This is a genomic window from Pseudomonas sp. PB103 (genome assembly GCF_009764635.1).
In the GTDB taxonomy this organism is placed as follows: domain Bacteria; phylum Pseudomonadota; class Gammaproteobacteria; order Pseudomonadales; family Pseudomonadaceae; genus Aquipseudomonas.
Genome location: NZ_RWIL01000101.1, coordinates 1 through 15,615 on the forward strand (window position 1 = coordinate 1; position 15,615 = coordinate 15,615).

The 15,615-nt window shown below is 59.6% G+C and carries 11 protein-coding genes and 1 tRNA gene; all 12 read right to left on the bottom strand.

All coding sequences use genetic code 11. From position 1 onward, the window contains the following. Window positions 1-76: 76 nt before the first annotated feature. The 12 genes from EJA70_RS18070 to EJA70_RS18125 all read right to left on the bottom strand — a co-directional run bounded on the left by EJA70_RS18070 (window position 77) and on the right by EJA70_RS18125 (window position 15,540). Window positions 77-1,888 carry a S9 family peptidase gene (locus EJA70_RS18070; RefSeq protein WP_158832490.1) on the bottom strand — a complete coding sequence of 604 codons (1,812 nt, stop codon included), beginning with the start codon at window positions 1,886-1,888 and terminating at the stop codon, window positions 77-79. After that, window positions 1,854-2,993 carry a pyrroloquinoline quinone biosynthesis protein PqqE gene (gene pqqE, locus EJA70_RS18075; protein ID WP_256677701.1) on the bottom strand — a complete coding sequence of 380 codons (1,140 nt, stop codon included), beginning with the start codon at window positions 2,991-2,993 and terminating at the stop codon, window positions 1,854-1,856. The genes EJA70_RS18070 and pqqE overlap by 35 nt, the downstream gene beginning before the upstream one ends. After that, window positions 2,986-3,261, bottom strand: a complete 276-nt coding sequence (gene pqqD, locus EJA70_RS18080; RefSeq protein ID WP_007910068.1) for a pyrroloquinoline quinone biosynthesis peptide chaperone PqqD — start codon at window positions 3,259-3,261, stop codon at window positions 2,986-2,988. Before pqqD ends, pqqE begins: the two co-directional genes overlap by 8 nt. Next, a complete protein-coding gene (pqqC, locus tag EJA70_RS18085) occupies window positions 3,258-4,010 on the bottom strand; it encodes a pyrroloquinoline-quinone synthase PqqC (RefSeq protein WP_008085171.1) in 753 nt (250 codons plus the stop codon). Before pqqC ends, pqqD begins: the two co-directional genes overlap by 4 nt. A gap of 134 nt (window positions 4,011-4,144) precedes the next feature. Beyond that, window positions 4,145-5,056 (bottom strand): pyrroloquinoline quinone biosynthesis protein PqqB, encoded by a 912-nt coding sequence (gene pqqB, locus EJA70_RS18090; protein WP_158832494.1) that lies wholly within the window; start codon window positions 5,054-5,056, stop codon window positions 4,145-4,147. 81 nt (window positions 5,057-5,137) lie between these two features. Beyond that, window positions 5,138-5,212 carry a pyrroloquinoline quinone precursor peptide PqqA gene (gene pqqA, locus EJA70_RS18095; protein ID WP_003422658.1) on the bottom strand — a complete coding sequence of 25 codons (75 nt, stop codon included), beginning with the start codon at window positions 5,210-5,212 and terminating at the stop codon, window positions 5,138-5,140. Between the two features lie 156 nt (window positions 5,213-5,368). Then, on the bottom strand, window positions 5,369-7,783 hold the full coding sequence (gene pqqF / locus EJA70_RS18100) for a pyrroloquinoline quinone biosynthesis protein PqqF (RefSeq protein WP_158832496.1): 2,415 nt from the start codon (window positions 7,781-7,783) through the stop codon (window positions 5,369-5,371). A gap of 38 nt (window positions 7,784-7,821) precedes the next feature. Then, window positions 7,822-8,616 carry a carbon-nitrogen hydrolase family protein gene (locus tag EJA70_RS18105; RefSeq protein WP_053124427.1) on the bottom strand — a complete coding sequence of 265 codons (795 nt, stop codon included), beginning with the start codon at window positions 8,614-8,616 and terminating at the stop codon, window positions 7,822-7,824. A 12-nt stretch (window positions 8,617-8,628) separates the two neighbouring features. Further along, entirely contained in the window at window positions 8,629-10,311 is a 1,683-nt protein-coding gene (locus tag EJA70_RS18110) for an NAD(P)/FAD-dependent oxidoreductase (protein WP_008085177.1), read from the bottom strand. A 357-nt stretch (window positions 10,312-10,668) separates the two neighbouring features. Continuing rightward, on the bottom strand, window positions 10,669-11,130 hold the full coding sequence (locus EJA70_RS18115) for an Lrp/AsnC family transcriptional regulator (RefSeq protein ID WP_158832498.1): 462 nt from the start codon (window positions 11,128-11,130) through the stop codon (window positions 10,669-10,671). Window positions 11,131-11,701: 571 nt separating this feature from the next. Beyond that, window positions 11,702-11,778, bottom strand: a tRNA-Ile gene (locus tag EJA70_RS18120). A gap of 15 nt (window positions 11,779-11,793) precedes the next feature. Then, on the bottom strand, window positions 11,794-15,540 hold the full coding sequence (locus EJA70_RS18125; protein ID WP_158832500.1) for a bifunctional diguanylate cyclase/phosphodiesterase: 3,747 nt from the start codon (window positions 15,538-15,540) through the stop codon (window positions 11,794-11,796). Window positions 15,541-15,615 lie beyond the last annotated feature (75 nt).

Below are 15,615 nucleotides of genomic sequence, written 5' to 3' on the forward strand. Positions count from 1 at the left end.
TGCGATCTTTTGATTTTAATTCGAGGATCAGGATCAAAAGATCGCAGCGTGCCGCAGCTCCTACAGGGAGAGGGTTTCAGTCTGTAAATCCCATCACCCGTCGATAGAATTTCCACTCCTGTTCCAGCGCATGCGCCTGATTGGCGGCGCGGCGGAAACCGTGGCGTTCGTCGGGGTAGTAATGGGCTTCGACCGGGATGCCGTTCTGCTCCAGTGCCGTGACCATGTCGCGGGTCTGTTGCGGGACAACCACTGCGTCGAGTTCACCCTGAAAGAAAATCACCGGCACGCGGATATCGTCGGCATGCAGTAATGGCGTGCGGGCGGCGTAGCGTTCGGCGTCTCGCTCGGGATCGCCGATCAGCCAGTCCAGATAATCGCCTTCGAACTTGTGCGTCGCCCGAGCCAGCGCTACCGGATCGCTGACCCCGTAAAGACTGGCGCCAGCGCGGAATACCTGCTTGAACGCCAATGCGCACAACGTGGTGTAACCGCCTGCGCTGCCGCCTCGAATGAACGCGCGATTACCGTCGATCAAACCCTGTTCGGCGAGATAGCTCACTACCGCGCAAGCGTCCTCGACATCCACCTCACCCCAGCTCAGATGCAACGCCTGACGATACTCCCGGCCATAACCGCTGCTGCCGCGATAGTTGAGATCAGCGACGGCGAAGCCGCGTTGCGTCCAGTACTGAATGCGCGGGTCGAGCATCGGGTAGCAGGTCGACGTCGGCCCGCCATGGATGAACACCACCAGCGGCGGTTTCGTCTCGCCGCTCATAGCCGGATAGAAAAACCCATGCGCTTCGCCCGATCCGCTTGGATAACGCAACGTTTGCGGGCGGCTGATGCGTTCGGCGGGCAGGGGCGCCACGCCACCGGCCAGCACTTTCACTTCACGCGTTGCTCGATCAATGGCAATAACCGCCGAAGGGCTGATCGGCGAGGCCGCGATGCAGTAGATAAATTGCGCATCCAGAGCCAGATGACGGAAGCGGCTGTAGTCACCGGTGAAATCTTCATCGCCCCATGTCAGACGGCCAAACCCACCTTCACTCCAACTGGCTAAAACTGAATCTTCAACAGGCAACCAGGTGCAGCCGCCGAGTTGCCAAGGCGCCGGTGCATGATCGGCCTGAGCAGCGGGCAATGGCTTCAAACCATCAGAAGTCTCAGCCCATGGCTGCCAGAAACCACCGCGATCAGTCAGGCAATACAGCCGACTTTCATCATCAAATCGCGGTTGTTGAATGGACTCTTCAATCTCGGCGCCAGCCACGCAGCGCGGCGAACTGAATGCACCATCCGCCAGGCGCTCAGCCACCATCAGTCGAGTCGATGTCCACGGCTGATGCGGCCGACTCCACTCGATCCACGCTAAACGCTGGCCATCTGGGCTGAGTGTTGGCGCCGCATAAAAATCCGCGCCCTCAACCAACAAATGTCGCGTCCCATCCGCCAGATCAATCGCCACCAGCCGATGTTGATCACGCTGTTCTTCCACCGCCAGCACCTGGCCGAAAGCAAAATGCACATCGCCATAACGACACTCGCCCGATGTCAGCGCCGCAGGCTCGCCATCCAGCGTCTGCCGATACAACTGCTGATCCGCCTCAGCGACGAAAACCACCCCATCCGGCGTCAGACAAAACGCACCACCGCCATATTCGTACACGCGACTGCGCACACTGAAGCCATCCGGCGTCAGACATTTCGCCACACCATCGCGCCAATGCCAGATCCGGCACGCGGCATCTTCGGGGCGATATTCATTCCAGAACAGGCCATTGGCACCGAGCTGCAACTCGGCGAAATCCATGCCGGCAGCGACGGCTTGCGAAGCGCTGAATGGCTCAGCCCTTGGCGATGAGGCGTGAGTTTCGTTCATTGCGGAAGGCCAGTTGTTCAATGGTTTGAGTGGCGGTCTCGGCTTCTTCGCGGGCCTTGAGGATCACGCCGTGATGTTCGGACTTGCTGCACACCGGGTCAGCGTTGCTCGCATCACCGGTGAGCATGAATGCCTGGCAGCGGCAGCCGCCGAAGTCTTTTTCTTTCTCATCGCACGAGCGGCACGGCTCGGGCATCCAGTCGTAACCGCGAAAGCGGTTGAAGCCGAACGAGTCGTACCAGATGTGCTGCATGCTGTGCTCGCGCACATTGGGAAATTGTACCGGCAGCTGTCGGGCGCCGTGGCAGGGCAGGGCGGTGCCGTCCGGCGTGACCGTCAGAAAGATACTGCCCCAACCGTTCATGCAGGCTTTCGGGCGTTCTTCGTAGTAATCCGGGGTGACGAAAATCAGCTTGCACGGATGCCCTTCGGCTTCCAGTTTCGCCCGATATTCGTTGGTGATGCGCTCGGCACGCACCAGTTGTTCCTTGGTCGGCAACAGGCCGACACGATTGAGCTGCGCCCAACCGTAGAACTGGCAAGTGGCGAGCTCGACGAAGTCGGCTTCCAGCGCGATGCACAGCTCGATGATGCGGTCGATCTTGTCGATGTTGTGCCGATGGGTGACGAAATTCAGCACCATCGGATAGCCGTGGGCCTTCACCGCGCGGGCCATTTCCAGCTTCTGCGCAAACGCCTTTTTCGAACCGGCGAGCAGGTTGTTCACTTGCTCGTCGCTGGCCTGGAAACTGATCTGGATGTGATCGAGGCCGGCCTTCTTGAAGTCGCTGATTTTCTGCTCGGTCAGGCCGATGCCGGAGGTAATCAGGTTGGTGTAGAAACCCAACTGCCGCGCTTCATGAATCAGCTCGGCGAGATCCTGACGCACCAGCGGCTCGCCACCGGAAAAGCCCAGTTGCGCCGCGCCCATCTCCCGCGCCTCGCGGAACACCTTGATCCATTGTTCTGTGCTCAGCTCTTTGCCCTGCTCGGCGAAATCCAGCGGATTGGAGCAGTACGGGCATTGCAGCGGGCAGCGGTAGGTCAGCTCGGCGAGCAGCCACAGCGGCAGGCCGATATCAGGCTTGGGCGGCAGATCAGGCAAGTTCGATCCAGTGCTGAGCACGGGCAACCTCCATGAATTGCTCGATGTCATCACCGAGCTCGGGCACGCCGGGGAACTGCTCATCGAGTTTGGCAATGATCGCCGCAACGTCGCGTTCGCCGTCGATCAAACCGCCGATCAGCGCGGCGCTGTCGTTGAGTTTGATCATGCCTTCGGGGTAAAGCAGCACGTGACCTTTTTGCGCCGGTTCGTACTGGAAGCGGTAGCCGGGACGCCAGGTCGGGACTTTGCTGCGGTCGAAACTCATAAGGTGATTCCTTTATGCCAGACGCGTTGTTCGGTCACGCTGTGATACGGCGGGCGGTTCAGTTCGTAGGCCATGCTCATGGCATCGAGCATGCTCCAAAGAATGTCCAGTTTGAACTGGAGAATTTCCAGCATGCGCTCCTGGCCTTCGCGCGTCTTGTAGTGCTCCAGCGTGATCGCCAGACCGTGCTCGACATCGCGCCGTGCCTGACCGAGGCGGGTGCGGAAATATTCGTAACCGGCCGGGTCGATCCACGGGTAATGCTGCGGCCAGCTGTCGAGGCGCGACTGGTGGATCTGCGGCGCGAACAGTTCAGTCAGCGAGCTGCTGGCGGCTTCCTGCCAACTGGCGCGGCGGGCAAAGTTGACGTAGGCGTCGACGGCGAAACGTACGCCGGGCAATACCAATTCCTGGGAGCGCAGTTGATCCGGGTCGAGACCGACCGCTTGACCGAGTCGCAGCCAGGCTTCGATGCCGCCGTCTTCACCGGGGGCGCCGTCGTGATCGAGCAGACGTTGAATCCATTCGCGGCGGATTTCCCGGTCGGGGCAATTGGCGAGGATCGCCGCGTCTTTCAGGGGGATGTTCACCTGATAGTAGAAGCGGTTGGCGACCCAGCCCTGAATCTGCTCGCGGGTGGCGCGGCCTTCATACATCGCCACGTGATACGGGTGGTAGATGTGGTAGTAGGCGCCTTTGGCGCGCAGGGCCGCTTCGAATTCGGTGGGGGACATTGGCGTGTCAGTCATGTCTGTTCTCCGGGAACAACCGTTGGATTCTGTGGTGTCTGTCAGGACGTCATCGCTGGCAAGCCAGCTCCCACAGGTTTTGTGTACGCCACAGAACCTTGTGGGCGCTGGCTTGCCAGCGATGGGGCCATCAGCTACAGCACAATACTCATGCCGTCATACGCCACTTCAACATCACGTCGCGCCAGTTCAGCACGCTCCGGCGAATCCTCGTCGAGAATCGGGTTGGTGTTGTTGATGTGGATAAGTACCTTGCGCTGCTCGGGCAGTTGCTCCAGCACTTCGAGCATGCCGCCAGGCCCGTTCTGCGCCAGATGGCCCATCTCTCGGCCAGTACGCGTGCCAACGCCACGACGCTGCATTTCATCGTCGTCCCACATTGTGCCGTCGACCAACAGGCAATCGCTGCTCGCCATGATCTCCAGCAGTGGCGCATCGACCTTGCCCAGACCCGGCGCGTAGAACAATTTGCCGCCGGTCTTCAGGTCTTCAACGATCAAGCCGATGTTGTCGCCCGGGTGCGGATCGAAGCGGTGCGGCGAGTACGGTGGCGCGGCGCTGCGCAACGGCAGCGGGGTGAAACGCAGGTTCGGGCACGCCGCCACAGTGAAGCTCTGGTCGAGTTCGATGCGGTTCCAGTCCAGCCCACCATTCCAGTGCGTGAGCATCTTGAACAACGGGAACCCGGTGCTGAGATCTTCGTGAACCATGTCCGTGCACCAGACCTGATGCGGGCAACCTTCGCGCAAGCTGAGCAGGCCGGTGGTGTGGTCGATCTGGCTGTCCATCAGGATGATCGCGCTGATGCCGGTGTCACGCAGGGCACGGCCCGGTTGCATCGGGGCGAAGCTTTGCAGCTGTGCGCGGATGTCCGGCGAGGCATTGCACAGCACCCAGTTCACGCCGTCATCGGAAATCGCGATGGACGATTGGGTGCGGGCCTTGGCATTCAGGCTGCCGTCGCGAAAGCCTGCGCAATTGACGCAGTTGCAGTTCCACTGCGGAAAACCGCCGCCAGCGGCCGAACCCAGAATCTGGACGAACATGAACACTCCATCATTTCAACGCGGAAAATAAAACGCCCCGGCGAGCCGAGGCGTTGCACTGCAGTTCTATGTAAGCAGAACTCAGCGGCTGGCGAAGTACATGGTGACTTCGAAGCCGATACGCAGGTCGGTGTAAGCCGGTTTTGTCCAGGACATGGTGTGTCTCCTCAGGGTGGGTGGGATAGCGCTGTCCATAGTTATAGTCCACGGCAGCGCAGAGATGTTCCAAATAGTTAGGCTGCTATGTTACTCAAAATTTCCGGGTAAATGCCCGTGAATCTTTGAGAAAGCTCCTTGCAGCCTCGGTAATGATCAATTTATCGCTTGCCACGGGTTTTCGGGCGCCGGATCGCTGGCGAGGCAGAGCCAGCCGCCGTCTGCGTTGATCAAGCGCTGAGCAGCCGCGAGTAACGACTGGCGATCCAGTTGATGGATGGCGGCGGTTAACTGTTCAAGATAATCCGACGAGTGGCCCGCGAGTTTTGCCTGCCAGAGCAATTCAGCCGCCTCTTTGCTGGCCAGTGTGGCGTCGTCGAATTGATTGGCGAGGTTTTGCCGGTGTCGGCTGAGGCTGGCCTCATCGAGCTGTTCGATCAGCGCGGGCATGCCGTAGAGAAACTGTTGGATATGCCCAAGCAACGCCGCAGGTTTGGCATTTGGCGATTGCACGCCGAAGAGGAGGCCGGTCTGGCCTTGCATCTGGCGCAACGCACTGAACACCGCGTAGCCCAATTGCAATTCGACTCGCAGACGTTGGTAGAAGGGCGTCTGACCAAGTTGCGCGAGCATTCGCCAGGCGGCTTCGTCGGGGATGTCACGGTTGGCGGTCGGGCAATACAGCAGCAAGGCGTGTTCGCTGGCGCCGGTATTGATGTAGCTCCAGTGTTTTTGCTCTTTAATCGTCGTCGGCGTTGGCAGCTGATTGTCCGGGATCCCGGGAATACGGCTCAGCGCCAGGCCCATGGCAGATTGCGTGTGTGGGTTGAGCCCCAGAGCGAGGCCGTCCCAACGCGAAGTTGTCCACAGGTGATTCGCGTCATCGCCGGTTTTGGCTGATGGCAGAACATGTTCCGGCAGCATTTCAAGCAGTTGGCGAATGGGGATCAGCGGCGGTTTCGGCTCAGCAAGCGATGAATCGGCGTCAACCTGTGTCAGACATTTCAGCGCGTGCTCGAGGACGCCGGGCATTGGCTCCTGCAATCCGGTGAGTTTCAGTAGCCACTGATTGCCTGTGGCGCTGAAAATCAGCTCGACGCCGGCCTCACGCGCATCTTGCTGCGTTTGCCGAAGACTGCGCTGCAACCGCGATTGCAGATCAGTGCTGGCGGCGGCCTCCATCTGCCAACGTAGATAAATCGCGCCTGCATCAGTGCTGTCCGGCAACGCTTGGCTGAACTGCATTGGCGAGCGTTCACGACGGCCGCGCGAACGATCCTGAGCGAACGTGCGCAGGCCTCGGTGGGCGCTGGTCTGGCCGCGAATCAGTCCGGCGTTGGCCAAAGGCTCATTGGCTCGCAGGAATGGATTGGCGGCAGGCAGGTGCCAGTGCTTGCTGAAATTATCCACAGTGCCGATTTCGCCGAGGATCTGTGAGAGGGCCTCAACGCTTTTATCGGACAGGCCGATTTCCAATTGTTCACTGTCGAGCCGCGCCCGTTGCAGCGCGCCGCTGACTTGCTGCTGACGTTCAAGCAGGGCCGCGTATTCTTTGCGCAGTGGCGACCAATCCTGCTGAGAGAAGAAACTCAGCCAATCCAGCATCTGCTCGCGAATGGCGTTTAACGATTCCGCTGGAGCGGTGAATTCCAGATGCAACAACGCTTGCCCGTCGAAGTGATAAACCGGCGCGGCGTTCAATCCATCTGCCAGTTTTTGCTCCTGCAAATGCGCGAGCAGCCCGCCGGGTTTTGAGCTGTTCAGCCAATGACAAAGAAAAGCCAAAGCCTCGACGGATGACTCAGGCAAGGCATCAAACGCAAACAGCAGATTGCCGCGTCGCTCACTGACCTGTTGATAACTTTTCACCGCCAGCGGCACGGTTGCCGCCTGCGCAACGTTATCCCCAACCGGCAAAGCCGCCGCGAATTGCTCAGCGAGCGCTTTCAACTCTTCGAGGCTCTGCGGCCCGACCAAGCTCAGTGTCATCTGCCCCGTCTGATAAAACTGCTTATGGAAATCGTTGAGCGCCTGTTGAAATGCCGGCTGCTCAATGTGCAGGCTGTCCCGATTCCCTGCATGAAACCCGCGCAACGGATGCTCTGCGGGTAAACCTTCGTACAAGGAAAACTGCTGCTGCGCTGCAGGATCCTGCGACCAAGCGACAAATTCCGCCTGCAACACTTCCCGTTCCCGCAACTGATCGTCCAGATTCATACGCGGCTTGGCGAGCATGTCTGACAGACGCTCCAGCCCATCGCTGAACGAGCGCGTCGGCAACTCAAAGAAAAAGTCAGTGGTGCGTTCGCGCGTGCTGGCATTGACCTGGCCACCGTGACCTTGCACGTAGGCCATCAGCCCTTCGCCCGTAGGAAAACGCTCGGTGCCGACAAATAGCAAATGCTCGAGAAAATGCGCCAGCCCCGGCCACTCCAGCGGCACGTCATGGCTACCGGCAGCCACGCGCAGTGCAGCGGCGCTGCGCTTCAGGCCGGGCACATGACGCAGGGTCACACGCAAGCCGTTGGCCAGGGTTTCAGTGTGGGGGCGGGGGTGAGTCGGCGCAGGCATGGGCACTTCCAGAACAGTGAAGTGCCAATGCTAGCGGATTAGCGCCGGTTGAGCGCGCCGTAAAGCTCCGGGCGGCGGTCGCTGAGGTAGCGGTTGGCGGCGCGGGAGTCGAGCATCAACTGTCGATCGAGCTCGCCGATGATCAGCGCTTCGTCGAGTCCGGCCTGAGCGATGCGGCTGCCATCCGGTGCGGCGAGGCTGCTTTGCCCGCAGTAGTGGATGTCGCCTTCGCTGCCGCAATAGTTGGCGTAGGCCACGTAGCACTGGTTTTCGAAGGCGCGCGAACGCACGGTGACGTCAGCAACGAAATCGAACGGAATCATGTTCGCCGTCGGCACCACAATCAGCTCGGCGCCAGCGAGCGCCAAACGGCGGGTGTTCTCGGGAAACTCCAGGTCGTAGCAGATCAGGAAACCGAGCTTCCAGCCGTTGAGTTCGACGATCGGAAAATCATCGTCGCCGGGGCTGAACATCGAGCGATCCAGATCACCGAACAGATGCGTTTTGCGGTAATTGCACAAGCGCTCGCCGTGCGAATCGATCAGTTGCACGGCGTTGTAAATCTGCCCGTCGGCGGTGCGTTCCGGATAGCCATAAACAATCGCCAGACCCGCAGCCTTGGCGATCCGCCCGATCTGCTGCGCCCATTCACCGTTGTAGACCTCGGCCAAGGTACTCACCGCTTCGGCGCCAATGTTGTAGCCGGTCATGAACATCTCCGGCAGCACCAGCAGGTCGGCGCCCTTGGCCTCCATCGCCACTTGATGCAGGCGTTGCAGGTTGGCGGCGGGTTCCAGTGGCAGCGGTGGACATTGGTAAAGGGCTACACGCATCAGGGATTCCTCTTACTCGGGCAGGGCGATAGGGCCGATGTCTTTGAACACGTCACCGGGGCCCGGGTTCGCTTTATGTGTCGACCCGCCGAAATGTTTCATGATCCCCCACACCGCGTTGAGCGAGGTTTGCACCGCACCTTCGACCCAGGCCGGCGTCCAGGAAACGTCGTCGCCGGCGATGAAAATCCCGCGCTGCTCGGCCGGCATCTCGTCCTGCATGAAGTGCGCGTACATGCGCTGGTTGTAGCGATAGTGGCCGGGCAGGGCACCTTTGAACGCGCCGAGGAAGTACGGGTCGGCTTCCCACGATACGGTGATCGGATCGCCAATGATTCGCGCGGCGATATCGACTTTTGGGTAGATTTTTTTCAACGCGTTCAACGCCAGCTCAACGCGTTTTTCCACCGGGTGCGGGAGCATCTTCAATGCGTCGCTCATCCACGAATACGACAGGCAGATCACGCCGGGTTTGTCGTCGCCGTTGTCGAACAGGTAAGTGCCGCGGGTCAGGCGATCAGTGAGGGTCATGCTCATCAGGTCGCGGCCGGTCTCTGGATCCTTGTCCTTCCAGAACGGCCGGTCGACCATCACGAAAGTTTTCGATGACTGCATGTAGCGGGTGCGGTCGAGCGCCATCCACATCTTCTGCGAAAAAAGGGTCTCGTCACATTCGATCTGCGTGGTCAGTAGCCAACTCTGGCACGTGGTCAGCACGGCGGCGTATTCGCGGGTGTCGCCATTGTTGTCGGTGACCGCGAAACGGCCATCCGGCGCATGAGCGATTTTCTTCACGCCGGAACGCGGCGCGCCACGGTGCAGGGACTTCAGACTGGTGCCTTCGGGCCAATGCACGCAGCGCTCCGGCACATGCCGCCAGATGCCTTGCGGCACTTGCTCGACGCCGCCGACCACCAGGTGTTGGTGATCGTCGCAGTTGGTCATCACCACGCGGAAGATTTCCAGCATCGAGTTGGGGAAGTCCGAGTCCCAGCCGCCGGTGCCAAAACCAACCTGACCGAACACTTCGCGGTGATGGAACGACAGTTTGGCGAAGGCTTCCGAGGTGGCGACGAAGTCATAAAACGTGCGGTCGTCCCACAGCGGCACCAAGGTATTCCACAGCTCTTTCAGGCGCGGCACGTCACGGTCGCGAATGGCTTGCTGGATGTCGGCGAACTGCGAGCCAGCCTCCAGCGCATCCGCCCAGGCGTCAGCCACTTCCTGAAACAGCGCAGGAAGATCCGCCAGTTTCTGTGCGTAATGGGTTTTGCCTTCCAGATCGATCACCGTGCTGCCGGAGGCTGGCGTCAGCGGGTTCGGGAAAGGTTTGGTCTCAAGGCCGAGCTTGTCGACGTAGTGATAGAACGCGGTGGACGACACCGGGAAACGCATACCACCGAGTTCAGCGACGATGCCGTCAGTGCCGTTGAACGCTTGCGAACGCAAACGCCCGCCCAGCTTTGACGCCTCATACACCACCGGTTTCAAGCCGAGTTTCATCAACTCGTAAGCCGCCACCAAACCAGCGATGCCCGCACCGACGATCGCCACTTCTGCGCCATGATTGTGTTCAGGGATAGTGCCGAGACCGGCCGGGTGTTCGATCCAGTCGTCAAACGCGAACGGAAAGTCCGGGCCGAAAATGGTGACTGGTTTCTTACCGTCTGCAGGATGGCGATTGTTCTTGTTCATGGCTGACCTTGCTGGCGACCCGACGCGGAATGCGCGTCTGAGTATAGGAAAAGATGCCAGCCATTCTAGGGAGCGTGGAACACGTTAATAAGACGCAAAGTGTCGTCGTTTTGCCAATAAGCTGAGCAATATGACGAATGTTGCCTGCACACCGACCAAAATGTGGGAGCGGGCTTGCTCGCGAAAGCGTCGGATCAGTCGACATCGTTATTGCTGACAAATCGCTTTCGCGAGCAAGCCCGCTCCCACAGTGGATTTGTGCTTGGCGCAGATTTTGTGAGCAACCCAGTCAAATGTGGGAGCCGGGCTTGCCCGCGAAGAGGCCTTATCAGCCAACCGAAATGATATGGCCAACACTCAAACCGGCTGCCCCCGATCAATCTTGCTACTCAAAATAATCGAGGTTGTCGTCTTCTCCACCCCATTCACGCTACCAATCTGATCCAGTAACTGATCGAGCTGCTCCGGCGAATCCGTACGCAACCACGCCACATAATCAAACTCGCCACTCACCGCACACAACTGCTGCACCTGCGCCATCGCACTCAACCGGCGCACCACCTCTTTGCCCGAACGCGGCTGCACCTTGATACCGACGTAAGCCTGCAAGCCGCCATCGACCACGCGCTGATCCAGACGTACGCCGTAACCGGTGATGACCTTGGCCTTTTCCAGCCGCGCCAAGCGTGAAGTCACGGTGGTGCGCGCAATGCCTAATTGCCGGGCAAGCATGGCCACACTTTCGCGGGCGTTGATTTGCAGGGCGGCGATTAGCTGACGGTCGATTTCATCGAGTGCGGGCGGGCGGGTGTCTGGCAAGGGGCGGCTCCATGGGGGTGGTGAGTTACGCATGTTACAAGACTACCAAGTTGACACGACGCTGATCCTTGTCAAAGATGTGGGCAAGAGCGCGAAATCTGCTGCCTTGCAGGGCTTCAGCAGACGTAGGTACCTCAGCGATGCTGCTACGTCGGTGTAAGGTGAGACCTCTTATCCAATTTCCTGAGGATGCAGATATCAGGATTTGAATACCCATGGGGCAGCCTTAATGCTGCCCTTTTTATTTGCCTGCGTAAGGGGCGGGCACTATCATCGCCACCTCAGCACTGACCGGAACCTTGGTAGCAAGGGGTGTTGATTTCGGTGGCGCAAGTCACTCCCAGCCAGTGAGCGGGATATGCGGGTAGCCGTGAAAGAACAAGCCGATAGAGATTCACAGAAAGCCCTGATGCGAAAGCGTCGGGGCTTTCTGCTTTCCAGTGCTTCCAAAAGTTAAAAGGCTGAAGGAGAAAAATGGTGTGAGTTGCGCGGTTTCGGATAACTGATGTTTTTTGACGTTTACCGATCGACCGCCCAAGAAAAAGCCGCGCATTTAGCGCGGCTTTCAATTTGGTGGGCCCACACGGACTTGAACCGTGGACCAAAGGATTATGAGTCCTCTGCTCTAACCAACTGAGCTATAGGCCCTCAGTAGGCCGCGGATTATAGCGACGGTTTCTCGGCTGTGCTATCCGAATAATCCGATACGGTTACACGAAGAAACGTAGCGGCGAATTCTTCCGGGGGCAGCGGCAGGCTGACGATGTAGCCCTGGATCTGTTCACAGCCCTCGGCGGCGAGGAATTGCTGTTGCGCCTGGGTTTCCACACCCTCGGCGATGACGGTGAATTGCATGCTTCGGCCCAGTGCGATGATGGCGCGGACAATCGCCGCGTCGTGGGGGTCGTCGGGCAGTCCACGGACGAAAGACTGGTCGATCTTGAGGATGTCCAGTGGCAGGCGTTTGAGGTAGCTGAGTGAGGAATAGCCGGTGCCGAAGTCGTCGATCGCCAGTTGCACGCCGAGGTGTTTGAGTTGGTGCAGCACGGCCAGTGCCTCTTCGGCCTGACTCATGATGAAGTTCTCGGTAATTTCCAGTTGCAGTAAATCCGGCATCAGGCCGTTGTCGTTGAGCAGTTGCTCGATGCGCCCGAGCAGGTTGGGCTGGCGCAATTGCGCACCGGCAAGATTCACCGAGAGAGGGCCGGGACTGTCGTAGACCTGATTCCATTCGTACATCTGCCGGCACGCGGTCTCCAGCACCCAATCGCCGATTTGCAGAATCATGCCGTTCTCTTCGGCCAACGGAATGAAGTGCTCCGGCGGTACATCGCCAAACGTCGGGTGGCGCCAGCGAATCAGCGCCTCGGCACCGACCAGGCTGTGATCTTCCAGGCTGATTTTCGGCTGGTAGTAGAGAAACAGCTCATCACGCTCGATGGCCCGGCGCAGTTCGTGCTCCAGCGCCACGCGTTCGCTGGCCTGGGCGGTGAGGTCGCGGGTGTAGCTCTCGACGCGGTTGCGGCCCTTGGCCTTGGAACGGTACATCGCCGCGTCAGCGTTTTTCACCAGCGTGGCGACGTCGCAACCATCGCGCGGATAAAGACTGGTGCCGATGCTGGCGCTGATGAAAAACTCGTGTTCACCGGCCTGGAACGGCGCACCGAAGCAGTTGAGCAGTTTGGTGGCGATGTTGTCGGCGTCGCTGGGCTGTTGCAGGCCGGGCAGCAGAATGATGAATTCATCGCCGCCTAGGCGCGCAACGGTGTCGATGTCGCGCAACTGCTCTTTCAGGCGCACGGCAATACCCTTGAGCAGCAGGTCGCCAACCGGGTGACCGAGGCTGTCGTTGATGTGTTTGAAGCGGTCGAGGTCGAGAAACAGCACGGCGCCCTGGCCGCCGTTTTCCTGCTGACTGTTAAGCGCCATGAGCAAGCGACTTTCAAACAGCGTGCGGTTTGGCAGGCCGGTCAGTGGGTCATGGTGAGCCTGGTAATCGAGCTTGGCCTGCGCGTGCTTGAGGCTGGAAATGTCGGCAAACACTGCGACAAAGTGAGTGATGAATTTATCGCGGTTGCGCACGGCACTGATGGTCAGCCAGCTCGGGTAGAGCTCGCCGTTCTTGCGCCGGTTGGAAATCTCGCCTTGCCAGTGACCCTCGTCGGTCAACTGATGCCACATCGCCGCGTAAAACGCGCTGTCGTGCAGGCCGGAAGCGAGCAGGCGCGGCGTATGGCCAAGCGCTTCGCTTTCGCTGTAACCGGTGATTTCGGTGAAGGCTCGATTGACCGCGCTGATGTGCTGCTGGGTGTCGGTGATCAATACGCCTTCGGCGGTGCTCTCGAATACGGTCGCGGCTTGTTGCAGTTTTTCCTGCATCAGATGGCGTTCAGTGATATCGCGGGCGATGGTCAGCATGCAGTCTTCGTCGCCAATCGGCAGCGGTCGGCTGGAGACCTCGCAGAGGCGGATTTGCCCGTCGCTGCGGCGGATATGGCAGGTGAAGTCGCGGACGAAACCGTCGCGATGCAACAGGTCGAGCATCTGTTTACGTTCGTTGAGATTGACCCAGATGCCCAGATCCAGTGCCGAGCGATCCACTGACATAGCGCTGTTGAAACCGGTGATGCGGCTGAAGCCTTCGTTGACCTCCAGCAGCAGACCATCGCTCTGGCGCGACAGCAACAAACCGTCCGGCGAGGCGTGGAAGGCCTTGGCGAATTTCTCTTCGGAGGTTTGCAGTTGCTGTTGGGTTTCCTTGAGCTGGGTAATGTCGCGCACCACGACCACCAGCGCAGGCGTGGTGTCGAGGTCGAATGGCTCTGCAGAAATCAGACCGGTGAATACCTGGCCGTTGTTGCGGCGAAAGGGCATTTCCAGATTACGAATGCTGCCCGCCTGCAAGCGCTGCAAAAGGCCTGGGCCGACCCCGGGAATGCCCCAGATATTCAGGTCGGTGGCGGTCTGGCCGATGACTTCTTCGGCCTTCAATCCAATCTGTTCTTCAAAGGCTTCGTTGACCTCCAGCAGGCAGCCGTCGGACAACCGTGCAATCACCAGAATGTCCGGGCATTGCTGAAACACCGAGGCGAATTTTTGCTCCGACAGGCGCAGTGCTTCTTCGGTGCGCTTGGTTTCGCTGATGTCGATCATCAGACCGCGCATCACCGGTTCGTGGCCGTGCTCGATCAGGCTGACGATGTCGCGCACCCACAGGCAGCGACCGTCGGCAGTGATCACCCGGTAATCGAGACTGTGATCGCGCCCGGCCAGCACTTCGTGGTCGCAAAAGCTCTGGGCGCGGGTCAGGTCTGCCGGGTGGATGATGTTGCGCCAGAACCCCGGAATCAGCCAATGTGACAGCGGATATCCAAGCAAGTCTTCGGCGTGCGGTGAGACATAGCTGTAGGTGAAGTCGCTCATCCGCGCTTCCCAGGCGATCGCCGACAGGCTCTCCACCAGACCGCGATAGTGATACTCGCTGCTGCGCAGTTCTTGTTCGAGGTCGATGCGCCGGGCAATTTCCGAACTCAGACGCCGGTTGATGCGGATCACCACGGCCAAAACGCCGACCAATAGCAGCAGGCCGGGCAGGCCGTAAATCAGCAGATCTGACCAGAACGTCCGATGATCGAGGACGTTGCCAACCCAGTGTTCTTGAATGCTGCTGATCTCGGCTGGGCTCATATCAGCCAGGACTTTGTCGATAATCCCCACCAGTATCTTGCTGTCGCGCGGTACGCCCATCGCCAGCTGGTAGCGATAGGGGGTTTCGCCGCTGACATAGAGGCCATCCAGTTTCAGTTGGCGCAGGCTCCATACGCTGGAGGCCAGATCGCCGACCACCGCGTCGACTTCATCTGTAGCCAGCGCCTGCAGCGCGGAACTGACGTTGGGCATGGCCACCAGATTCAGGTCAGGGTGGTGGGTGCGCAGCAGTTCGTGCGGCGCGTAGTTTTCCACCACGGCGATTTTCAGGCCGTACAAGTCTTCAAGTTTGCGCGGCTGGGCACCGCCGACGTGGGCGAGGATGACAATCGGGAAGTCCAGATAGGGGCGGGTGAACGACAGATAGGACTGGCGCTCGGGGGTGGACATGATGCCCGGCAGCAGGTCGATCTTGCCCTGTTTGACCTGTTCCAGCACCTCCGTCCAGCTCACCGGTTCGATTGGCGTCAGTTTGATCGCCAGACGCTGGCGAATCACGTCGATATAGTCGGCCGCCAGGCCCTGATAACGCGCCTGATCATCGCGAAACTCAAAGGGCGGCCACGACGCATCGACACCCAGGTGCAAGTCCGGGTGAGCCGCCAGCCAGCTACGTTCTTCATCGGTCAGAGTCAGCGCGTCAGCCGTTGCGGTCCAGATCATCAGTGACAGCAAAAAAAGCACGGACGCCAATCTGGGCATAACGCTCTCGTTATGGCTCGGGGATGATTGTTTCGAGTGTAGACGGGGTATGCGGGGGAGGGGGGATGCGCGGGA

What these genes read in the sequence shown, in the direction of transcription:
- EJA70_RS18070 (WP_158832490.1), bottom strand. Translation starts at nt 1,888, where the DNA reads ATGAACGAAACTCACGCCTCATCGCCAAGGGCTGAGCCATTCAGCGCT.
- pqqD (WP_007910068.1), bottom strand. Translation starts at nt 3,261, where the DNA reads ATGAGTTTCGACCGCAGCAAAGTCCCGACCTGGCGTCCCGGCTACCGC.
- pqqC (WP_008085171.1), bottom strand. Translation starts at nt 4,010, where the DNA reads ATGACTGACACGCCAATGTCCCCCACCGAATTCGAAGCGGCCCTGCGC.
- pqqB (WP_158832494.1), bottom strand. Translation starts at nt 5,056, where the DNA reads ATGTTCGTCCAGATTCTGGGTTCGGCCGCTGGCGGCGGTTTTCCGCAG.
- pqqF (WP_158832496.1), bottom strand. Translation starts at nt 7,783, where the DNA reads ATGCCTGCGCCGACTCACCCCCGCCCCCACACTGAAACCCTGGCCAAC.
- EJA70_RS18105 (WP_053124427.1), bottom strand. Translation starts at nt 8,616, where the DNA reads ATGCGTGTAGCCCTTTACCAATGTCCACCGCTGCCACTGGAACCCGCC.
- EJA70_RS18110 (WP_008085177.1), bottom strand. Translation starts at nt 10,311, where the DNA reads ATGAACAAGAACAATCGCCATCCTGCAGACGGTAAGAAACCAGTCACC.
- EJA70_RS18125 (WP_158832500.1), bottom strand. Translation starts at nt 15,540, where the DNA reads ATGCCCAGATTGGCGTCCGTGCTTTTTTTGCTGTCACTGATGATCTGG.